The sequence below is a fragment of the Klenkia marina genome, assembly GCF_900101025.1.
Lineage (GTDB): Bacteria > Actinomycetota > Actinomycetes > Mycobacteriales > Geodermatophilaceae > Klenkia > Klenkia marina.
In genome coordinates, this window is the sequence record NZ_FMUH01000002.1 from 694,443 (window position 1) to 714,692 (window position 20,250).

A 20,250-nucleotide genomic window follows, 5' to 3' on the forward strand; every position below is an offset into this window, starting at 1 on the left:
GCCGGGGCTGGCCCGGCGCGCTCGACCCTAGCCGTAGCCGCTGAGCGCCCCGGCGCACCGGAGCCCGGGTCAGCCGCCCACGCAGATCAGGCCACCGACGCAGATGGTCGTCGACGGCAGCAGGGGCGGCAGGTCGATCAGCGGCGGGGTGGTCGGCACGGCCGGGGTGGGCAGCGGGAGCGGGCCGGTGGGCACCGCCGGTGCGCTCGTCGCCGGCGCGCCGCCGCCCGTGGGGCCGGCGGCGGTGGTCGTCGGTGCGCCCGGCGCAGCGGTCGGCGCAGGCGCCGGGGCCGGGGCCGGGTCGGACGTCGGCGCGGGGGCGGCGGTGCTGCCGGGGGCGGTCGGTGCCGTCCCCGGGTCCGGCGCGGTGCTCGGGGTGGCGCCCGGGGCCGCGGCGCACGCGCCCGGCACCGGGCCCAGCGAGTCGGCGCCGGCGTCGACGAACCCGTCCGGGCAGGCCAGCGCCGCCTGCAGGGCCGCACCCCGGGCAGCCACCTGGTCCACCAGCGCCAGCGAGTCGGCGAGCGCCTGCTCGGCGCCGGCCGGCACGTCGAGCTGCTCGAGCCCGGCGCGCTGGTCGCCGGTCCAGCCCGCCAGCGTGGTGAACGCCGCCGTGTCCTGCTCCTGCACCGCGGTGGCGGTCAGCGCCGCCGTGCCCTCGGTGGTCTGCTCGTCCATCGTCGCGAGCACGTCGACCACCGTCGCCGGATCGGCGCCGTCGGCCGCCACGGGCCGGCCCGGCACCGCGGCCGCGGGCAGCGCCCCGGCCTCGGACCCGGTGAGCTCGGTGAGCTCCTGCAGGCGCACCGACGCGAACCCCAGCAGCGTGAGGCCGCGGTCGGCATCGGAGGCCAGCGCCAGCTGGGTCTGCTCGCTGCCCCGCTTCAGGCCGTAGAGCAGGTCACCGGGCTCGGCGTCCTGGGCGAGCGCCACCAGGCCGGACAGCGCCCCGACCGTCATCGCCGCACCGACCAGACCCGCGGTGAGCCGGGTGCGCCAGCGGGCGACCGGCGCGTCCTCGGCCCGCGCGGCCAGCAGCCGGCGCCAGGGGGAGGGCCGGGCCTCGGGCGAGCGCACCCCGGGGGTGCGCACCGCGGCCATCGCGACCAGCCGGGCGCGCTGCGCGGCCCGGACGTCGGCCCCGAGGTCGGGCTCGTCGCCGGCGAGCAGCCGCAGCCGCCCGACCAGCGCCTCCTCCAGCTCCCTGTCGTTCACCGTCGTCCCCGTCCCCCGTGCGCAGCGACCGGCCCGACGAGCCGTGTCAGCGCGGTCAACGAGGACCGGCGCCCCCCGATACGGGGTACCGGGAGGTAACTTGCCGCACCACCCGTGCGGGTCATCGCAGACCCTCCGGGAGCAGGGCCGCCAGCCGCTTGACGGCCCGGTGCTGGAGGGCCTTGACCGCGCCGTCCTTCTTGCCCATCGCCGCGGCCGTCTCGGACACCGAGAGCCCCTGCAGGAAGCGCAGCGAGATGCACTCCCTCTGCTCGTCGCCCAGCTGCGCGACGCAGGCCATCAGCTCGGCGTTCGTGAGCCCCTGCAGGACGGCGTCCTCGGGGCCGTCGGTGACGCGGTCGGCGTCGCGCATGTCGGCCGTCGTGACCTCGAGGCGGAACCGGCTGCTCTTCACGTGGTCGAGCACGATGTTGCGGGCGATGGTGACCAGCCACGCGCCGACGTCGCGGCCCTGGAAGGTCAGCGAGTCGATGCGCCGCAGCGCCCGCACGAAGGTCTCGCTGGTGAAGTCCTCGGCGGTCTGCCGGTCGGCGACGCGGTGGTGGAGGAACCGGAAGACCATCCCGGCGTACCGGTCGTAGAGCTCGCCGAAGGCCTCGGCCTCGCCGGCCTGGGCGCGTTCGACGAGGGTCCAGACGGCGACCTGCTCCTCGCCCTCGGGTCGGTCGGGCTCGGGCTCGACCACGGGCTCGACGGGGGGCTCGGGCTCGGGCACGGCAACCGGCCCGGCGGTCGGGTCGGCGGCCGGCTCCGCGGTGGGTCCGGCCCGGTGGCGGGGCGCGGCGGGCGCCTCGTCGCCGGCCGGGCGGCGGGGCTCGGGCGTGCGGGGCCGGGGCGTGGGGCGGGGCCGTGGGGTCGGCCGGGGCCGGGGGAGGACCGGCCGCTGCTCGTCCTGGAGCGGGTCGCCGGCGACCCCGTCCTCGACGGCGCCGCGGAGGTCGTCGGCGGCACGACCCTGGCGGGACACGTCGCCCCCCGTCGTCGTCGCCCAGGCGGTCCGGGGTGGGTGCCACCGGGCCCTGACCTGCGCAGGTCGGGCCCATGGTGACAACATCGGGCCCCCACGTCCACGTGGAGCCCGTGCGATGCCCGTGCGAGGCCCGTGCGAGGCCGCCCCGCCCGGGGTGGCAGGAGGAGGAGAGGCCGCAGTGGCCCCAGCAGCCCGCACCTTCCACGGCCTGGTGCGCGCAGCCGCGCGCGACCACGGCTCCGCCCCCGCCCTGGTCGAGGGCGACCGCCGGCTCACGTGGGCCGAGGTCGCCGCCGCCGTCGACCGTGCCGCCGCCGGCTACGCCGCCCGGGGGCTCACCGCCGGTGACCGGGTGGCCGTGCAGCTGCCCAACGGCGTCGACTGGGTGGTGGCCGTGGTGGGCGCGCTGCGTGCCGGTCTGGTCGTCGTCCCGGTGAACACCGCCTACACCGACCCCGAGCTCACCCACCTGCTCACCGACTCCGGCGCCCGGGCGCTGGTCGTCGCGGCCGAGCGCACGGACCTGGCCGGCGTCCCCGTCCTCGTCGGGCCCCCGGACGCCGACGGCGAGCCCCCCGCCGACCCCGACGACCCCGCCGCGCTGGCGCTGCTGGCCTACACCAGCGGCACCACCGGGCACCCGCGCGGGGCGATGCTGACCCACCGGGCGCTGCTGGCCAACCAGCAGCAGGTGCTGGCGGTCGACCCGGCACCGGTGCGGCCCGGCGACGTCGTGCTGCTGGCCCTGCCGCTGTTCCACGTCTACGGCCTCAACGGCGGGCTCGGCCTGGTCGCGGCCACCGCGTCGTGCGGGGTGGTCGTCCGGTCCTTCGACCCGGTGGCCACCCTCGAGCTCATGGCCGGCGAGGGCGTGACCGCGGTCCCGGCCGCGCCGCCGATGTACCAGGCCTGGCTGGCGGCCGCGGACGCCGCCGGGTCCGACGCCGCCCTGCGCCGGGCCTTCGCCGCCGTGCACACCGCCAGCTCGGGCTCGGCCCCGCTGGCCCCCCGCGTCTGGACGGCGATGAAGGACCGTGCCGCCGTCACCGTCTGGGAGGGCTACGGCCTCACCGAGGCCGCGCCCGTGCTGGCCACCACGCTGGCCACCGGCCGGGCCAAGCCGGCGTGCATCGGTGCCCCGCTGCCGGGCGTGGAGCTCGTGCTGCGCGACACCGCCGGGGGGCCCGAGGCCGGCCCCGACCCCGGCAGCCGCGTGCGCGAGGACGTGTTCGGGGACCCCTTCGGCGACGACCCGCCCGACAGCGCCGGCGAGGTGTGCGTGCGCGGGCCCAACCTGTTCGCCGGCTACTGGCCCGACGGCGCCGACGGCCCCGACGACGAGGGCTGGATGCTGACCGGCGACATCGCCTACCGCGACGCGCAGGGCGACCTCCACCTGGTCGACCGGCGCCGCGACCTCGTCCTGGTCAGCGGGTTCAACGTCTACCCGCTGGAGGTCGAGCGGGTGCTCGAGAGCCACCCCGAGGTCGCCGAGGCCGCCGTCATCGGGCTGCCCGACGAGCGCACGGGCGAGTCGGTGCGGGCCTTCGTCGTGCTGGAGCCCGGCGCCGAGGTCGACGGCGAGACGCTGCGCACCTTCAGCCGCACCTCGCTGGCCCGGTTCAAGGTGCCCACGACGGTGCACGTCGTCGAGGCGCTGCCGCACTCGCTCACCGGCAAGGTCAGCCGGGCGCGCCTGCGCGAGCTGGGCCTGGACCGCATCGCCGAGGACACCCGGCACGCGGAGGGCGTCGATGGCTGAGCCCGCCCGGCTGCAGCTGCTGACCCGCGCCGGCTGCCACCTGTGCGTGGTGGCCGGCGAGACGCTGGTCCGGGTGGCCGGTGAGCACGGGCTGGCCGTGACCGAGGTCGACGTCGACGGCGACCCCGACCTGCAGGCCGAGTTCGGCGACCGGGTGCCCGTCGTCCTGCTCGACGGCCGGGAGCACAGCTACTTCACCGTGGACGTCGACCGCCTGCGGCGGGACCTCTCCGCCCGCTGAGCCGGTGGTGTCCGACACACCGGACGCCGGTGACCTGCACGGATGCCCCGCGGAACTTTGTTCCGACGTTCACAAGCGGTTACCGTGGCGGTGCCGGGACGCGAGGCCCCGGCCGACACCCCTCGACCCCGGCGACGCCGCCCGCGTGCGCGCACACCGCCGGGGGACGCCCGTGACGCGAGCTCGTCCGGGGTGTCCGCGGACGGTCGTCGGAGGAGGGTGCGTGAGCGAGGTGCGGAGCCGGGTCATCCCCGAGGCGACCGTCGCCCGGCTGGCGGTCTACCTCCGGGTGCTGACCGCGCTGGCCGAGAGCGGGCGGCGTTCGGTGTCCAGCGGTGAGCTGGCCTCGGCCGCCGGGGTCAACCCCGCCGGGCTGCGCAAGGACCTCTCCTACCTCGGCCCGTGCGGCGTGCGCGGCGTCGGCTACGCGGTCGGGTCGCTGCGCGAGCGGCTGGCCCGGGCGCTGGGTGTCGAGCAGGCCCGCTCGTGCGTGCTGGTCGGCATGGGCAACCTGGGCTCCGCCCTGGCCGGGTACGCCGGCTTCGGCACCCGCGGCTTCACCTTCGTCGGCCTGCTGGACGCCGACCCGGCGCGCGTGGGCGACGTCGTCGGCGGCACCGAGGTGCGCCCGGTCGACGAGCTCGAGCAGGTCGTCGCCGCCCACGGCGTGACCATCGCCGTCGTGACCACCCCGGCCGGGGTGGCCCAGTCGGTGTGCGACCGCCTCGTCGCCGCCGGCGTCCGCAGCATCGTGAACTTCGCCCCGGTGACGCTCGTCGTCCCGGCCGGCGTCGACGTCCGGCAGGTCGACCTGTCGGTGGAACTGCAGGTGCTGGCCTTCCTGGACCAGCAGAAGGGTGTGGACGTCGTGCCCCACCAGGCTTCCCGGCCGATGACCGAGCAGGTGGCGCTCCCGTGAGTCTCCTCGCCGTCGGCATCAGCCACCAGACCGCGCCGGTGACCCTGCTCGAGCAGGTCGCGATGAACGCCGACGACACGGTCAAGACCCTGCACGAGCTGCTCGACAGCGAGCACGTGTCCGAGGCGCTGGTGCTGGCCACCTGCAACCGGGTCGAGATCTTCGCCGAGGTGGACCGCTTCCACGGCGGCGTCACCGACGTCAGCCGCGTGCTCGCCCGGCACGCCGGCGCCGGTGTCGAGGAGCTCTCGCCCTACGTCACCGTGCACTACGAGGACCAGGCGATCGGCCACCTCTGCGTCGTGGCCGCCGGGCTGGACTCGATGGTGGTCGGCGAGACCCAGGTGCTCGGCCAGCTGCGCGCGGCCTACGCCCTGGCCCAGGCCGAGGGCGCGATCGGCCGCGAGCTGCACCCCATCACCCAGCGGGCGCTGCGCGTGGGCAAGCGGGTGCACAGCGAGACCGGCATCGACAAGGCCGGCGCCTCGCTGGTGTCGGTGGCCCTCGACCGGGTCACCGACCGCATCGGCGACCTCGCCGGCCGCCCCGTGCTGGTCGTGGGCGCGGGCTCCATGGGCGCGCTGGCCGCCACCACGCTGGCCCGCCGCGGCGCCGCCGTCACCGTCACCAGCCGCACCCCGGCCACCGCGCTGCGGCTGGCCGACGCCGTCGGCGGCCGCGCCGCCGACCTCGACGACCTGGCCGGCGAGCTGGCCGACGCCGACGTCCTGGTCACCTGCACCGGCGCCACCGGGACGGTCATCGGCACCGACGTCGTCGGCACCGCGATGACCGGCCGCACCCGCCCGCTGGTCGTGGTCGACCTGGCGCTGCCCCGCGACGTCGACGCCGCGGTCGGCACGATGCCCGACGTGCACGTCGTGGACCTCGCGATGCTGCAGGGCGAGCGCGCGGCCCGGCCCGGCGAGCCGGTGGCCGGGTCCGTCGCCGCCGACGACATCGCCGCCGCGCACGCCCTGGTCGAGCTCGAGACCTCGCTGCTGCGGGCCGAGCGGCAGGCCGCGGCGGTGGCCCCGACCGTGTCCGCACTGCGCAGCCAGGCCGCCGACGTCGTCGACGCCGAGCTGCTGCGCCTGTCGAGCCGGTTGCCCGACCTCGACGCCCGCGCCCGCGCCGAGATCGCCCGCACCGTGCGCCGGGTGGTCGACAAGCTGCTGCACGAGCCGACCGTGCGGGTGAAGGAGCTGGCCAGCGCGCCGGGGGACACCGACTACGCCGGCGCCCTGCGGGCCCTGTTCGGCCTGGGCCTGGACGCCGACACCAGCGGCAAGCTCGCCGACGCCGTGACCGTCGACGCCTCGACCACCACCACGCTGGACCAGCTCACCGACCGGGACGTCTCGTGACCGCCCCCGACGCCACCCCGATCCGGCTGGGCACCCGGCGCAGCGAGCTCGCGCTCACCCAGTCCGGGCACGTGGCCGACGCCATCACCGCGGTCAGCGGCCGGCCGGTCGAGCTGGTGCACATCACCACCGAGGGCGACCGCTCGTCGGCGGCCATCACCCAGCTCGGCGGCACCGGGGTGTTCGTCAGCGCGCTGCGCGACGCGCTCCACGACGGCCGGGTCGACGTCGCCGTGCACAGCTACAAGGACCTCCCCACCGCCGAGGAGCCCGGGCTGGTCATCGCGGCGGTACCGCCCCGGCAGGACCCCCGTGACGCCCTCGTCGCCCGCGACGGCCTGACGCTGGGCGAGCTGCCCGCCGGGGCAACCGTCGGCACCGGCGCCCCCCGCCGCGTCGCGCAGCTGCGGGCCCTGGGTCTGGGCCTCGAGGTGGTGCCGATCCGGGGCAACGTGGACACCCGGATGGGCAAGGTGACCTCGGGCGAATTGGACGCGGTGGTCCTCGCCCGGGCAGGATTGGCCCGCCTCGGCCGGCTCGACGCCGTCACCGAGGTGCTCGACCCGCTCCAGGTGCTCCCCGCCCCCGCGCAGGGTGCCCTGGCCGTGGAGTGCCGGAGCGACGACGACGTCACCCGGTCGCTGCTGGCGGCCCTCGACGACGCCGGTGCCCGCGCCTGCGTCGCCGCCGAGCGCACCGTCCTGGCCACCCTGGAGGCCGGGTGCAGTGCCCCCGTCGCCGCGCACGCCGAGATCGGCGAGGGCGAGGACGGCGGCGACGAGCTCTACCTGCGGGCCTCGGTCACCGCGATCGACGGCAGCGACGCCGTCCGCGGCTCGGTCTCCGGGCCCGCGACCGAAGCGCACCGGCTGGGCCGCGAGCTCGCCGCCGACCTGCTCGACCGCGGTGCGGGCGCCCTCGTGGCGGCCAGCCGATGACCACCACCGCAGCACCCCCACAGTCCCCCTGTTCGACCGCAAGCGACCCCACCCCGGGGTCGGAGATGGAGAGCACGCGATGACGCGCTCACGCAAGCAGTCCGGCCGAGTCGTCTTCGTCGGCGGCGGCCCCGGTGACCCCGGGATGCTGACCACCCGCGCCGCCGAGGCGCTCGCCGCCGCCGACCTGGTGCTGGCCGACGCCGAGGTGCCGGCCCCGCTGGCCGACGCCGTGCGCGAGGCGCACCCCGACCTCGAGCTGACCGTCGTCACCGGCGAGCCGGCCGAGGTCGCCAAGACCGCGGTCACCGCCGCCAAGACCGGCTCGGTCGTCGTCCGGCTGGTCGCCGGCGACCCCTTCACCACCGACGCCGTGGTCAAGGAGGTGCTGGCCGTGACCCGCACCAGCGTGCCCTTCGACGTGGTGCCCGGTGTCGCCGTGGGCAGCGCCGTCCCCGCCTTCGCCGGCGTGGCCGTCGGCGCGGGCTCGGTGCAGGCCGACCTGCGCGGTGAGGACCCCACCGACCTCGCGGCCCTCGCCGCGGCCAGCACGGGCACCGGCAGCCCGCTGGTGCTGCAGGTCATGGCCGACCAGCTCCCGCTGGTCGCCGCGGGCCTGGTCGACGGCGGGCTGTCGGCGAGCACCCCCGTGGTGGTCACCGCCGACGGCTCGAGCACCGCGCAGCGCAGCGTCGTCGCCAAGCTCGGCGCCGTCGCCGAGAAGGACGCCGGCACCGAGACCTTCTCCGGTCCGGTCGTGGCCACCGTCGGCTCGGTCGTGGACAAGCGCGCCAAGCTCGGCTGGTGGGAGTCCCGCCCGCTGTTCGGCTGGCGCGTGCTGGTGCCCCGCACCAAGGAGCAGGCCGGCGACATGAGCGAGCGGCTGCGCGCCTACGGGGCCGTGCCGGTCGAGGTGCCCACCATCGCCGTCGAGCCCCCGCGCAGCGCCGCCCAGATGGACCGCGCCGTCAAGGGCCTGGTCACCGGCCGTTACGGCTGGATCGTCTTCACCTCGACCAACGCCGTCCGCGCCGTGCGCGAGAAGTTCGTCGAGCTGGGCCTGGACGCCCGTGCCTTCGCCGGGGTCAAGGTCGCCTGCGTGGGCGAGCAGACCGCCGAGGCCGTGCGCGAGTTCGGCATCGTCCCGGAGCTGGTGCCCACGGGCGAGCAGTCCTCCGAGGGCCTGCTGGTGGACTTCCCGCCCTTCGACGACGTCTTCGACCCGATCGACCGGGTGCTGCTGCCGCGCGCCGACATCGCCACCGAGACCCTGACCGCGGGCCTGAAGGACCGCGGCTGGGAGGTCGACGACGTCACCGCCTACCGCACCGTGCGGGCCGCCCCGCCGGCCGCCGCCGTGCGCGAGGCCATCAAGGGCGGCGGCTTCGACGCCGTGTGCTTCACGTCGTCCTCGACCGTGCGCAACCTGGTCGGGATCGCGGGCAAGCCGCACGCCCGCACCGTCGTCTCGGTGATCGGCCCGGCCACCGCGGCCAGCGCCACCGAGTTCGGCCTGCGGGTCGACGTCCAGCCCGAGACCGCTGCGGTGGGCCCGCTGGTCGACGCGCTCGCGGCCTTCGCCGAGGCCCGCCGCGCCGAGGCCGAGGCCGGGTCCGCCGAATGACGGGCGGGGCCAGCCCGGGCTTCGCGCGGGGACGGCGGCTGCGCTCGACACCGGCGATGCGCCGGCTGACCGCGCAGACCCGGCTGGCCCCCGCCGACTTCGTCCTGCCCGTGTTCGTCAAGCAGGACATCACCGAGCCGGTGCCGATCACCTCGATGCCCGGCGTCGTCCAGCACTCGATGGACTCGCTGCGCACGGCGGCCCAGGAGGCGGCCGAGGCCGGCATCGGCGGGCTCATGCTGTTCGGCATCCCGGCCGAGAAGGACGCCGTGGGCTCGCAGGCCGACGCCGCCGACGGCATCGTGAACGTGGCGCTGCAGCAGCTGCGGGCCGACCTGGGCGACGAGCTCGTGCTCATGGCCGACCTGTGCCTGTGCGAGTACACCGACCACGGCCACTGCGGCGTCGTGACGCCCGCGGGCGTCGTGGACAACGACCCCACGCTCGACCGGTACGCCGCGGTCGCGATCGCGCAGGCCCAGGCCGGGGCCCACCTGGTCGCCCCCAGCGGGATGATGGACGGCCAGGTCGCCGCCATCCGGGCCGGGCTGGACTCGGCGGCCTTCACCGAGGTGCCGATCCTGGCCTACGCCGCCAAGTACGCCTCGGGCTTCTACGGCCCGTTCCGCGAGGCCGCCGAGGGTGCCCCGCAGTTCGGCGACCGCTCGACCTACCAGATGGACCCGCCCAACGCCGCCGAGGCGCTGCGCGAGGTGGCCCAGGACCTCGCCGAGGGTGCCGACGCCGTCATGGTGAAGCCCGCGCTGCCCTACCTGGACATCGTGCGCCAGGTCGCCGACGCCGTCGACGTCCCGGTGAGCGCCTACCAGGTGAGCGGTGAGTACGCGATGGTCGAGGCCGCCGCCGAGCGCGGCATGGTCGACCGCCGCCGGGCGATCCTCGAGACCCTGACCTCCATCCGCCGCGCCGGCGCCGGCACGGTCCTCACGTACTGGGCGGTCGAGGCCGCCGGCTGGTTGCGGTGACCTACACCGAGCCCGGCGGGTCCTGGCGCACGCTCTGGACGATGGTCGGGGCGTTCGTCGTCCTGGCCGTGCTCGACGTCGTCCTGCCCGGGCAGGACGTGCCCCTGCTCGTGTGGGTGGTCGCGGTCGTCGCCGTGCTCGGCATCGTGGCCGCCGGCACGGTCTCGGCCAACCGCGTGTGGACGGTCACCGTGACCGACCGCGGGCCGGACGCCGGCCTGACCGTGGGCCGCGAGCGGCTGCCGCTGGCCGAGGTCGACCCGACGTCGCTGGACGGCGAGGTCGGCGCGGACGTCGGGGCCCCCGTGCTCGGCGGCGGGGCCGACGTGCCCAAGGGCCGCGTGGGCCTGCCGCTGCGCCGCACCGACGGGACGACGGTGCTCGTGCCCACCCGGCGGCCCGCACAGCTGAGGGTGGCCCTGCGCACAGCTCTGACGGGGGCCGCCGGTCCGGACGAGCAGCCTGGGACAGTGGGACCGTGAGCTACCCGTACGACGCCCCCGCCTCGGCCGACCTGTTCGAGCGCGCCGCCGCCGTGACCCCCGGCGGGGTGAACTCGCCGGTGCGCGCCTTCCGCGCGGTCGGCGGCACCCCGCGGTTCATGGCCTCGGGTGCTGGACCCTGGATCACCGACGTCGACGGTCGCCGCTACGTCGACCTGGTCAGCTCCTGGGGCCCGATGATCCTGGGGCACGCCCACCCCGCCGTGGTCGCCGCGGTCACCGAGGCGGCGTCCCGGGGCTTCTCCTTCGGCACCCCCACCGCCGGTGAGGTCGAGCTGGCCGCCGAGATCGTCGAGCGGGCCGGCGTCGAGCAGGTGCGGCTGGTCAACTCCGGCACCGAGGCGGTGCTGTCGGCGATCCGGCTGGCCCGCGGCGCCACCGGGCGCTCCGTCGTCGTCAAGTTCGCCGGCTGCTACCACGGCCACGTCGACGCCCTGCTGGCCGCGGCCGGCTCCGGGGTGGCCACGCTGGGCCTGCCCGACACCCCCGGCGTCACCACCGGCGCGGCCGCCGACACGATCGTGCTGCCGTACAACGACGTCGCCGCCGTCGAGGCCGTGTTCGCCGAGCGCGGCAGCGAGATCGCGGTCGTGGCCACCGAGGCCGCCGCCGGCAACATGGGCGTCGTCCCGCCGCTCGAGGGGTTCAACGCCGAGCTGCGCCGCATCACCGCCGCGCACGGTGCGCTGCTGCTGGTCGACGAGGTCATGACCGGCTTCCGGGTCAGCCGCGCAGGCTGGCGCGGGCACGAGCACTACGACGCCGACCTCGTCACCTTCGGCAAGGTCATGGGCGGTGGCCTACCGGCTGCGGCGTTCGGCGGACGTCGCGAGCTCATGCAGCAGCTGGCCCCGCTCGGGCCGGTCTACCAGGCCGGCACGCTGGCCGGGAACCCCGTCGCGGTCGCCGCCGGGCTCACCACGCTGCGGCACTGCACCGACGAGGTCTACGCCCGCTGCGACGCCGTCGCCGCCACGATCTCCGGCGCCCTCACCGAGGCCCTCACCGAGGCGGGGGTCGCGCACCGGCTGCAGACCGCCGGGTCGATGTTCTCCGTCTTCTTCGTGCCCGACGGCCGCGCGGTGCGCGACTACGACGACGCCCGCACCCAGGAGACCGCCCGGCACACCGCCTTCTTCCACTCGATGCTGGCCGACGGCGTGTACCTGCCGCCGTCGGCGTTCGAGTCGTGGTTCGTCAACGCCGCGATGGACGACGAGGCCGTGCAGCACGTGCTCGACGCGCTGCCCGCCGCCGCCCGGGCCGCCGCGGCCGCCGCTCCCGGCACCGCCCCCGCGGTCTCCCACGACGCCCAGGCGCTGCAGCCGTGACCGGCGAGCTCACCACCGTCCACGTCATGCGGCACGGTGAGGTGTTCAACCCGACCGGTGTGCTCTACGGCCGGTTGCCCGGGTTCCACCTCTCCGAGGCCGGGCACGGCATGGCCCGCACCGCCGCCGAGTGGTTCGACCAGCACCGGCCGATCACCCACCTCGTGGCCTCGCCGCTGCAGCGGGCCCAGGAGACCGCCGCCCCCATCGCCGAGGCGCTCGACCTGCCGATCGCCACCGACGACCGGCTCATCGAGGCGGGCAACCAGTTCGAGGGCCAGACCTTCGGCGTCGGCGACGGCGCGCTCAAGCACCCGGCCAACTGGTGGCGGCTGCGCAACCCGTTCACGCCCTCGTGGGGCGAGCCGTACAAGGAGATCGCCGCACGCATGCTCGGCGCGGTGCACACCGCCCGCGACGCCGCCCGCGGGTCGGCCGCCGTCTGCGTCAGCCACCAGCTGCCCATCTGGGTGCTGCGGCTGACCGTCGAGGGCCGCAGCTACGTGCACGACCCCCGCAAGCGGCAGTGCGGGCTGGCCAGCGTCACCTCGTTGACCTGGGCCGGCGACGACCTGGTGCGCGTCGACTACGCCGAGCCCGCGGGTCCGGCCGGGAAGGGCACGGTGGGCGGGGCATGAGGAAGCTGCTCGCCGCGGCCGTCGCCGCCCTGGCCCTGGCCGGCTGCTCGACCGGCGCCGACCAGGTCGACGTCAACAACGGCGGTGAGTTCCGGTTCGTCGCCGGCACCCCGGCCGGTGAGGTCATCGCCGTCGACGAGCGCGCCTCGGCACCGGAGTTCAGCGGCACCCTGCTCGACGGCGGCGACTGGAGCTCCGACGAGCTGTCCGGCGACGTCGCGGTGCTCAACTTCTGGGGTTCGTGGTGCCCGCCCTGCCGGGTGGAGACGCCCGAGTTCCAGGAGGTCTACGAGGAGGTCGCCGACCAGGGGGTGCAGTTCCTCGGCCTGAACGTCAAGGACCAGCAGCAGCTGGCCCAGGCGTTCGTGGACAACAAGGGGGTCACCTTCCCCTCCCTCTTCGACCCCGCCGGCGAGGTGGCCCTGGCCTTCCGCGACTACCCGGCCACGGCCATCCCCTCGACGATCGTGCTCGACCGCGACGGCCGGGTGGCGGCCGTCTTCACCGCCACCGTCACGCAGGCCGACCTGCGCTCCACCCTCGACCGCCTCCTCGAGGAGGGCTGAGCGGTGGGGGAGACCTTCCAGCAGCTGGTGCTCGACGGCCCCTTCCTGGTCGCCGCCGCCGTCGCCGCGCTGGTCGGGCTGATCAGCTTCGCCTCGCCCTGCGTGCTCCCCCTCGTGCCGGGCTACCTGTCCTACGTCACCGGCCTGGTCGGCACCGGCGCACGCACCGCCGCGGCGCCGCAGCCGAGTGGGGGCGAAGGGGACGGGGGCACGGTCGCCACGGCGGTCCGCACCGACGAGCGGCCCCCGCGGGGGCGCATGGTCACCGGTGCCGTGCTGTTCGTGCTCGGCTTCACCGCGGTCTTCGTGGCCTTCGGGGCCGCGTTCGGCGGGCTCGGCCGCTGGCTGCTGGTCTACAACGACGAGATCACCCGGGTCATGGGCGGGGTCACCGTGCTGGTCGGTCTGGGCTTCCTGGGCTGGCTGCCCTTCCTGCAGCGCACCAGGAAGCTCTCGCTCCGCCCGGCCACCGGGCTGGCCGGCGCCCCGCTGCTGGGCGTGGTGTTCGGGCTGGGCTGGACGCCGTGCCTGGGCCCCACGCTCACCGCCGTCCAGACCCTGTCGTTCTCCTCGGCCACCGCCGGGCGGGGCGCCCTGCTGGGCGTCGCCTACTGCCTGGGCCTGGGCATCCCGTTCGTGCTCGTCGCCCTCGGCGCCCGGTGGGCGGTCGGGGCGACGAGCTTCCTGCGCCGGCACGCCGCCGCGGTCAGCCGCTTCGGCGGCGCCGTGCTGGTGGTCGTCGGCCTGCTGCTGCTCACCGGCCTCTGGGCCGAGGGCATGATCTGGTTCCGGTCCTGGATCGCGGCCAGCGGATTCGGGGAGTTCTTCCTGTGACGACTGTGTCCGATGGTCGGCCTCCGGCCTCCAACCGCGGCCAGGAGCCGTCCCCGACCGGCGACGATCTGAACCCGACGGAGTCGGCGGGAGCCTCCGGCCCCGCGCCTCGTCCGTCGCCTCGCAGGGCGTCGACCGTCGAGAAGGTGTCCTCCACGCTGCTGCGCTGGTGGCGGTCGCTCACGGCCATGCGGACGGCGCTCATCCTGCTGTTCCTGCTCGCCGTCGCGGCCATCCCGGGCTCGTTGCTGCCGCAGCGGTCGCTGTCGCAGAGCCGGGTGACCACCTACTTCGCCGACCACCCCGACCTCGCCCCGGTGCTGGACAAGCTCTTCCTGTTCGACGTGTTCAGCTCGCCCTGGTTCGCCGCGATCTACCTGCTGCTGTTCATCTCCCTCATCGGCTGCGTCGTCCCCCGTGCGCTCGAGCACGGCCGCGCCGTGTTCGCCGCGCCCCCGCCGGCGCCGCGGCACCTCCACCGGCTGCCCGACAACGGCGACGTCCCCACGACGCTGGGGCCCACCACGGCCCTCGACGTCGTGGAGGAGGAGCTGCGGGTGCGCCGGTTCCGCGTGGTGCGCCGCGACGGCGCGCACGGCCCCGAGCTGTCGGCCGAGAAGGGCTTCCTGAAGGAGACCGGCAACGTCGTCTTCCACCTGGCGCTGCTGGCCCTGCTGCTCGGCCTGGCCGGCGGCAAGCTCTGGGGCTACGAGGGCAGCATCCTGGTCACCGAGGGCGACCGCTTCTGCAACACGTTCCAGCAGTACGACAACAGCAGCAAGGGCGCGTTCGTCGACCCCGCCGGCATGAGCCCGCTGTGCGTCACGCTCGAGGACTTCAAGGCCGAGTACGAGGAGAACCTCACCGCGGCCTCGTTCACCGCCGACATCGCCTACGGCCTGGCCGGGTCGGCCAGCCGCAACACCACCATCGGCGTCAACAGCCCGCTGCGGTTCGACGGCGACCGCGTGTACGTCACCGGGCACGGCTTCTCGCCGGTGTTCAGCGTGACCTTCCCCAACGGTGACTCCTTCACCGACATCTCCGCGCCGTTCCTGCCCTCGGACACCGCGACGATGTCCAGCCAGGGCGCGCTCAAGCTGCCCGACGTCCCGGGCAGCGACGAGCAGTTGGCGCTGGAGGGCTTCTTCGCCCCGACCGGCTCGGTGCAGCAGGGCGTGCTGACCTCGATCGACCCCCGGCCGCTGGACCCGCAGGTCGCGCTGTTCGTCTACGAGGGGTACCTGGGGCTGGACTCGGGCCTGCCGCAGAACGTGTACACGATCGACCAGACCCAGATCGACCGCGGCACGCTCGACCGCGTGGGGCAGGCCAACCTGTCGCTGGGGGAGTCCACCACCCTCGAGGACGGCACGGTGATCACGTTCTCCGGGCTCAAGCAGTTCGCCGCCATGCAGGTCTCGCACGACCCGGGCCAGGTGTGGGTGCTGGTCTCGGCCATCGCCATCCTGGTCGGGCTGCTCGGCATGCTGCTGCTGCGCCGCGAACGGGTCTTCGCCCGCGTCGCCGCCGGCCCCGACGGCGCGGGTACCGTCCTGCGCATGGGTGCGCTCACCCGCGGCAGCGCCGACACCGCACCCCGCTTCACCGCACTCACCGACGACGTCGCGGCCGCTCTGGCCCGCCGCGCCCGCACCGAGGAGAACCCCAGCTCGTGATCAACGAATCGCTCGCCGCGACCTCGGACACGCTCTTCTCGGTGGCGGTCGGGTTGTACTCCCTGGCCGTCGTCGCGTTCTGCGCCGAGCTGGCCTTCGGCCGCAAGGTCGCCCCGGCCCGCGAGCTGGTGGCCGCCGGCGGCGGCACCGCCGAGCGGGCCGTCCCCGCCCAGGACGACGAGCCCGCCCGGGCCCGGCGCTGGGGCCTGGTCGCGATGGGGCTGACCATCGTCGGCGCCCTGGTGCACGCCGGGGTGCTCATCACCCGCGGCTCGGCCACCGGCCGCCTGCCCTGGGGCAACATGTACGAGTTCGGCACGGCCGTGGTGCTGGTCGCCGTCGTCGTCTACCTGGTGCTGGCCCTGCGCACCCCGTCGCTGCGGCACATCGGCATCTTCGTGCTCGCCCCGGTCGTGCTCTCCATGGTCGGCATCGGGCTGTTCCTCTACGCCCAGGCCGGTCCGCTCGTGGCCGCCCTGCGGTCGGCGTGGCTGGCCATCCACGTGACCACCGCGATCCTCGGGTTCGGCATCTTCTTCGTCTCCGGCATCGCCAGCGTCATGTACCTGGTGCGCAGCCGCTACGAGGCCAAGGTCGCCGCCGGCGAGGTACCGCTCTCGCGCATCGTGCACCGGCTGCCCTCGGCCGCCGCGCTCGACCGCACCGCCCACCGCACGGTCGTGTTCGGCTTCCCGATCTGGACCTTCGCGGTCATCGCCGGGGCCATCTGGGCCGAGAGCGCCTGGGGCCGGTTCTGGGGTTGGGACCCCAAGGAGACCTGGGCCTTCATCGCCTGGGTGGTCTACGCGGCCTACCTGCACGCCCGCACCACCGCCGGCTGGCGGGGCCGGCCCTCGGCCTGGGTCAACGTCATGGGCCTCGGCGTGATGATCTTCAACCTGCTCTACGTGAACATGGTCTCGACCGGTCTGCACTCCTACGGCGGGGTCAGCTGAGCCCCTGGCTCACTCTGCGTGATCCCCTTCCGGGGGAATCCGTCCGGTCCAGAGCTGCCCGCGGCGGCGTGACGTGCGATCCTGCTGACATGAGCGAGCGCAGGGGGCAGCACCGTGGGTAAGCACAGCGCAGCCGACGGCGCCGTCGTGCACCCCATCGTGGCCACGGCCCTGCAGCAGCGGGGGCGCGTCGAGAACGGTTCGCCGGTCGGCTGGCCGCAGGAGCCGCGCCGCGGCGAGGGCATCGGCTGGCCCGACCCGGCGGCGACGGCCGAGGCGGTGCCGCACGCCACCCCGCACGCGGCCGACGAGCAGCGCCACCCCGACGACGACGGGTCGCTGCTGGCCGCCCTCGACGCGGCGGCCGAGGCCGACCAGGCCCGCCCCGCGGAACCGGCCCGGCGCAGCGGCTGGCGACGGCTGTTCGGCGGGGGCAGCTCCACCAGCGCCGCCTAGCGGCCCCGTGCGGGGTCCCGGGCCGCACGGAGCGGCTCGAGGGCCTTCCTCAGGCCGAGGCGGTGCCGTCGTCGCGACGGGTGCGGCGGTCGAGCTCGCGCAGGAAGTCGGGGTCGTCGTCGGGGGCGATGATCCGCGGCGGGGGCTTCGGGCCCCGCGGGGGACGCGGCCGGCGCAGACCGCCGTTGCCGCCCCCGTTGCCGCCGCCCTGCACGGCCGCGGCGCGCATCACCAGCACGACCACCGCGACGGCGATCACCAGCATGACCAAGAAGACCACCGGTCCACCTTTCCCCGCAGACGTGCCCGACCCGCCGAGACCCCAATGTAGGCGCTGCGGCGATACTCGGTGGTGCCCCGCCCGGAGGGCCCCCAACCCCGCCCGCACGCCCTGCCCCAGACCACGGAGGACGACATCGACGCCGTCGACGAGCAGCTGCTCGCGCTGCTGCAGGCCAACGGCCGGGCCAGCTACGCCGAGCTCGCGCGGCAGGTGGGGCTGTCGGCCCCGGCCGTGCACGAGCGGGTGGGCAAGCTCGAGACCGCCGGGGTCATCACCGGCTACACCGCCGTCGTCGACCCCTCGGCCGTGGGCCTGGGGGTCACCGCCCTGGTCGGCATCATCGACAGCGACGAGGTCGACGACGTCGGCATGCTCGAGGCGATGTCGGCGCTGCCCCAGGTGCAGGACTGCTGGCGCACCGCCGGCACCGAGGGCTACGTGCTCAAGGTGCGCGTGACCGACATCCCGGCACTCGAGGACACCATCAACGCGTTGAACCGGGTCAGGGGTGTCTCGCGCACCCGGACGACCGTCGTCCTGTCGACCAAGTGGGAGGGCCGCCATGGCCGCACCGAGTGAGCCCAACCGGCCCGTGGGCCCGACCGGGGGGCCGGCGCAGGCCCCGTCGGTCTGGCCGCTGCTGGCCCTCTACACGCTGGGCCGCATCGCCCTGGCGGCCGCGCTCGTCGCGCTGCTGTGGGTGCTCGGCCTGGGCAGCTTCCCGGGCCTGCTGTTCGGCCTGCTGCTGTCCATGCCGCTGTCGTTCGTGCTGCTCAAGCCGCTGCGCGAGCGGCTCACCGAGGCCATGGCCGCCCGCTCGGTCACCCGCAAGGCGGCCAAGGAGGACCTGCGGGCCCGGCTGAAGGGCACCGACGACCCGGTCAGCTGAGGGCGAGCCCCAGCGCGAACACCACGCCGGTGGCGAGCGTGACCTTGCCGGTGCCGCCGAGTGCGGCGATCAGCGCCGGGCCGGTGGCGCCGGAGAGCACGGTGCGCGCCGGGGGGACGGCGAGCGGCGCGGCCAGCAGCCCGAGCAGCGCCCAGGGGCGTGCGGTGCCCACCAGCGCGACGACCACGAACGAGGCGACGAGCAGACCGGTGAAGAACCACCGCGTCGCCCGCTCGCCGAGCAGCACCGCGAGGGTGCGCTTGCCGACGGCGGCGTCGCCGTGCACGTCGCGCAGGTTGTTCACCACCAGGATCGCGGTGATCAGCAGCCCGACCGGTACCGACGCGGCGAACGCCAGGCCCTCGACCGTGCGGGTCTGCCCGAAGGTCGTGCCCACCACGGCCACCAGGCCGAAGAACACGAAGACGAACACCTCGCCCAGCGCGCGGTAGCCGTAGGGGATCGGCCCGCCGGTGTAGGTCCAAGCCGCCGCGATGCTCACCGCGCCGACCGCCACCAGCCACCACGACGACAGCGCGGCCAGCGCCAGCCCGGCCACGCCGGCGACGGCGAAGGACAGCAGCGCGGCCACCAGGACGGCCTGCGCCGTCGCCGCGCCCGACCCGACCAGCCGCATCGGTCCGACCCGGTCGGCGTCGGTGCCGCGCTTGCCGTCGGAGTGGTCGTTGGCGTAGTTCACGCCCACCTGCAGCGCGAGGGCCACCACGAGGGCCAGCAGCGCGGGCACCAGCCGGAAGCCGTCGAGCGCGACGGCGACGCCGGTGCCGACCAGCACGGGGGCGACGGCGGCGGGCAGCGTGCGCGGGCGGGCGCCGGCCAGCCATTGGGCGGGGGTGGCCATCAGGTTCCTTCGATCAGTCGGGTGACCGCGCGGCGGTCGGGCTTGCCGGTGTGCAGCACCGGGACGGCGTCGAGCACGTGCAGCTCCTTGGGGGCGGCCGGTGGGCCGAGGCGCTCGGACACCCAGGCACGCAGGACGGCGAGGTCGGGCACGGCGCCGGGGGAGGGGACGACGGCGGCCACCACGCGGGCGCCCCACTCGGCGTCCGGGCGACCCAGCACCACGGCGTCGGCGACGTCCGGGTGCTCGCGCAGCGCGGCCTCCACGGCCGGCGGGGCGACGTTGACGCCCCCGGTGACCACCACGTCGTCCAGGCGACCCTCGACGACCAGGCGGGCCTGCTCGGCGACCGCGGGGTCCAGCGGCGAGTACGCGCGCCGGGTGCCGATCTGCCAGGCACCGGCGTCGCGGGTGCGGAACCAGCGCGTGCCCGCGCCGTCGACCACGAACGCCTCGGCGGTGGCGGCGGGGTCGAGCCGGTAGCCCTGGGCCAGCTGCGCGCCGGACAGCTCGATGCCCTGCGCGGTGACCCGCACGCCGACGCCGTCCAGGGGTGCCCCGTCGTAGACGCAGCCGCCGGAGGTCTCGCTCATGCCGTAGGTGGTGACCACGGCGACCCCGGCATCGCGGGCCTGCGCCAGCAGCGCGGGGTCGGTGGCCGCGCCGCCGACCAGCACCGCGTCGAACCCGCGCAGCGCCTCGGGCTCGGCGGCCAGGAAGCGGCGCAGCTGGGTGGGCACCAGGGCGGTGTACCGGCGCTCGCCGGGCGTGCGCACCAGGGCGTCGGCCAGCCGGTCGCCGGGGCCGAGCACCGCCGGGGGCCGGCCGGCCAGCGCCGAGCGGACGAGCACCTGCAGCCCGGCGATCGCGCTCACCGGCAGGGCGAGGACCCAGCCACCGGGCCCGCCCAGCCGGGCCAGCGTGGCGGTGGCCGAGGCCCGCAGCGCGGCGGCGGTCAGCAGCACACCGCGGCCGTCGCCGGTCGAGCCGGAGGTCAGCACGACGAGGTCGGCGCCGTCCTCCAGCGGGACCTCGGGGCGCAGCACCGCCGCGGCGCGGGCGGCCGGACCCGGGTCGGCGGGGACGACGGCCAGCGGGGCGTCGCCGTCGAGGGCGGCGCGCACGTGCGGCCACACGTCGGTGAGCACCGCGGGGCCGGGGGGCGGCGCGGGCACGAGGGAGAGCTGCCGGGCCACGAGGACCCAGCCTA

22 protein-coding genes are annotated in these 20,250 nt (G+C 75.8%); 17 read left to right on the forward strand and 5 right to left on the reverse strand.

Annotated features, from left to right (window positions below; translation table 11 throughout):
- Positions 1–69: 69 nt before the first annotated feature.
- Entirely contained in the window at positions 70–1,215 is a 1,146-nt protein-coding gene (locus tag BLP29_RS08560; RefSeq protein ID WP_092802400.1) for a DUF5667 domain-containing protein, read from the reverse strand.
- Positions 1,216–1,336: 121 nt separating this feature from the next.
- The gene (locus BLP29_RS08565) at positions 1,337–2,203 is read right to left on the reverse strand and encodes a sigma-70 family RNA polymerase sigma factor (RefSeq protein ID WP_243469797.1); all 867 of its coding nucleotides are present in this window, start codon (positions 2,201–2,203) and stop codon (positions 1,337–1,339) included.
- Positions 2,204–2,384: 181 nt separating this feature from the next.
- Here BLP29_RS08565 and BLP29_RS08570 point away from each other — a divergent pair, with 181 nt between their 5' ends.
- The 15 genes from BLP29_RS08570 to BLP29_RS08640 all read left to right on the forward strand — a co-directional run bounded on the left by BLP29_RS08570 (position 2,385) and on the right by BLP29_RS08640 (position 17,006).
- On the forward strand, positions 2,385–3,968 hold the full coding sequence (locus tag BLP29_RS08570) for an AMP-binding protein (protein ID WP_243469798.1): 1,584 nt from the start codon (positions 2,385–2,387) through the stop codon (positions 3,966–3,968).
- On the forward strand, positions 3,961–4,209 hold the full coding sequence (locus BLP29_RS08575) for a glutaredoxin family protein (protein ID WP_092802409.1): 249 nt from the start codon (positions 3,961–3,963) through the stop codon (positions 4,207–4,209). The genes BLP29_RS08570 and BLP29_RS08575 overlap by 8 nt, the downstream gene beginning before the upstream one ends.
- Before the next feature lie 223 nt (positions 4,210–4,432).
- Positions 4,433–5,128 carry a redox-sensing transcriptional repressor Rex gene (locus BLP29_RS08580; RefSeq protein WP_092802413.1) on the forward strand — a complete coding sequence of 232 codons (696 nt, stop codon included), beginning with the start codon at positions 4,433–4,435 and terminating at the stop codon, positions 5,126–5,128.
- Positions 5,125–6,495 carry a glutamyl-tRNA reductase gene (locus BLP29_RS08585; protein ID WP_092802416.1) on the forward strand — a complete coding sequence of 457 codons (1,371 nt, stop codon included), beginning with the start codon at positions 5,125–5,127 and terminating at the stop codon, positions 6,493–6,495. The genes BLP29_RS08580 and BLP29_RS08585 overlap by 4 nt, the downstream gene beginning before the upstream one ends.
- Entirely contained in the window at positions 6,492–7,433 is a 942-nt protein-coding gene (gene hemC / locus BLP29_RS08590; protein WP_092802419.1) for a hydroxymethylbilane synthase, read from the forward strand. Before BLP29_RS08585 ends, hemC begins: the two co-directional genes overlap by 4 nt.
- A 79-nt stretch (positions 7,434–7,512) precedes the next feature.
- Complete coding sequence (locus tag BLP29_RS08595) at positions 7,513–9,057, forward strand: bifunctional uroporphyrinogen-III C-methyltransferase/uroporphyrinogen-III synthase (protein WP_092802422.1); 1,545 nt, start codon at positions 7,513–7,515, stop codon at positions 9,055–9,057.
- Complete coding sequence (gene hemB / locus BLP29_RS08600; protein ID WP_092802424.1) at positions 9,054–10,043, forward strand: porphobilinogen synthase; 990 nt, start codon at positions 9,054–9,056, stop codon at positions 10,041–10,043. Before BLP29_RS08595 ends, hemB begins: the two co-directional genes overlap by 4 nt.
- Positions 10,040–10,525, forward strand: a complete 486-nt coding sequence (locus tag BLP29_RS08605) for a hypothetical protein (protein ID WP_243469799.1) — start codon at positions 10,040–10,042, stop codon at positions 10,523–10,525. The genes hemB and BLP29_RS08605 overlap by 4 nt, the downstream gene beginning before the upstream one ends.
- Entirely contained in the window at positions 10,522–11,877 is a 1,356-nt protein-coding gene (hemL, locus tag BLP29_RS08610) for a glutamate-1-semialdehyde 2,1-aminomutase (protein WP_092802427.1), read from the forward strand. Before BLP29_RS08605 ends, hemL begins: the two co-directional genes overlap by 4 nt.
- Positions 11,874–12,515: a histidine phosphatase family protein gene (locus BLP29_RS08615; protein ID WP_243469800.1), complete on the forward strand. Its 642-nt coding sequence runs from the start codon at positions 11,874–11,876 to the stop codon at positions 12,513–12,515. The genes hemL and BLP29_RS08615 overlap by 4 nt, the downstream gene beginning before the upstream one ends.
- A complete protein-coding gene (locus BLP29_RS08620) occupies positions 12,512–13,081 on the forward strand; it encodes a TlpA family protein disulfide reductase (protein WP_092802430.1) in 570 nt (189 codons plus the stop codon). The genes BLP29_RS08615 and BLP29_RS08620 overlap by 4 nt, the downstream gene beginning before the upstream one ends.
- 3 nt (positions 13,082–13,084) lie before the next feature.
- Complete coding sequence (locus BLP29_RS08625; RefSeq protein WP_092802433.1) at positions 13,085–13,915, forward strand: cytochrome c biogenesis CcdA family protein; 831 nt, start codon at positions 13,085–13,087, stop codon at positions 13,913–13,915.
- Between the two features lie 146 nt (positions 13,916–14,061).
- Entirely contained in the window at positions 14,062–15,594 is a 1,533-nt protein-coding gene (gene resB, locus BLP29_RS08630) for a cytochrome c biogenesis protein ResB (protein ID WP_243469801.1), read from the forward strand.
- Positions 15,591–16,550, forward strand: a complete 960-nt coding sequence (gene ccsB / locus BLP29_RS08635) for a c-type cytochrome biogenesis protein CcsB (protein ID WP_092802436.1) — start codon at positions 15,591–15,593, stop codon at positions 16,548–16,550. Before resB ends, ccsB begins: the two co-directional genes overlap by 4 nt.
- 114 nt (positions 16,551–16,664) lie before the next feature.
- Positions 16,665–17,006 carry a hypothetical protein gene (locus BLP29_RS08640; protein ID WP_092802439.1) on the forward strand — a complete coding sequence of 114 codons (342 nt, stop codon included), beginning with the start codon at positions 16,665–16,667 and terminating at the stop codon, positions 17,004–17,006.
- A 49-nt stretch (positions 17,007–17,055) separates the two neighbouring features.
- On the opposite strand, the gene BLP29_RS08645 is transcribed toward BLP29_RS08640, so the two are convergent.
- Positions 17,056–17,286, reverse strand: coding sequence for a hypothetical protein (locus BLP29_RS08645; RefSeq protein WP_092802442.1), 231 nt, complete (start codon positions 17,284–17,286; stop codon positions 17,056–17,058).
- Positions 17,287–17,358: 72 nt separating this feature from the next.
- Here BLP29_RS08645 and BLP29_RS08650 point away from each other — a divergent pair, with 72 nt between their 5' ends.
- Both BLP29_RS08650 and BLP29_RS08655 read left to right on the forward strand, forming a co-directional pair.
- Complete coding sequence (locus BLP29_RS08650) at positions 17,359–17,868, forward strand: Lrp/AsnC family transcriptional regulator (RefSeq protein ID WP_243469802.1); 510 nt, start codon at positions 17,359–17,361, stop codon at positions 17,866–17,868.
- Positions 17,852–18,178 (forward strand): DUF4229 domain-containing protein, encoded by a 327-nt coding sequence (locus BLP29_RS08655; protein ID WP_092802445.1) that lies wholly within the window; start codon positions 17,852–17,854, stop codon positions 18,176–18,178. Before BLP29_RS08650 ends, BLP29_RS08655 begins: the two co-directional genes overlap by 17 nt.
- On the opposite strand, the gene BLP29_RS08660 is transcribed toward BLP29_RS08655, so the two are convergent.
- Together BLP29_RS08660 and BLP29_RS08665 are read right to left on the reverse strand one after the other, a co-directional pair.
- The gene (locus BLP29_RS08660; RefSeq protein ID WP_092802449.1) at positions 18,171–19,040 is read right to left on the reverse strand and encodes a 1,4-dihydroxy-2-naphthoate polyprenyltransferase; all 870 of its coding nucleotides are present in this window, start codon (positions 19,038–19,040) and stop codon (positions 18,171–18,173) included. The genes BLP29_RS08655 and BLP29_RS08660 overlap by 8 nt on opposite strands.
- A complete protein-coding gene (locus tag BLP29_RS08665; RefSeq protein WP_092802452.1) occupies positions 19,040–20,236 on the reverse strand; it encodes an AMP-binding enzyme in 1,197 nt (398 codons plus the stop codon). Before BLP29_RS08665 ends, BLP29_RS08660 begins: the two co-directional genes overlap by 1 nt.
- Positions 20,237–20,250: the final 14 nt, after the last annotated feature.

Excerpts from the sequence above, each read along its gene's own strand:
- BLP29_RS08660 (WP_092802449.1), bottom strand. The coding sequence starts at position 19,040 with ATGGCCACCCCCGCCCAATGGCTGGCCGGCGCCCGCCCGCGCACGCTG.
- BLP29_RS08655 (WP_092802445.1), top strand. The coding sequence starts at position 17,852 with ATGGCCGCACCGAGTGAGCCCAACCGGCCCGTGGGCCCGACCGGGGGG.
- BLP29_RS08595 (WP_092802422.1), top strand. The coding sequence starts at position 7,513 with ATGACGCGCTCACGCAAGCAGTCCGGCCGAGTCGTCTTCGTCGGCGGC.
- hemB (WP_092802424.1), top strand. The coding sequence starts at position 9,054 with ATGACGGGCGGGGCCAGCCCGGGCTTCGCGCGGGGACGGCGGCTGCGC.
- BLP29_RS08575 (WP_092802409.1), top strand. The coding sequence starts at position 3,961 with ATGGCTGAGCCCGCCCGGCTGCAGCTGCTGACCCGCGCCGGCTGCCAC.
- BLP29_RS08620 (WP_092802430.1), top strand. The coding sequence starts at position 12,512 with ATGAGGAAGCTGCTCGCCGCGGCCGTCGCCGCCCTGGCCCTGGCCGGC.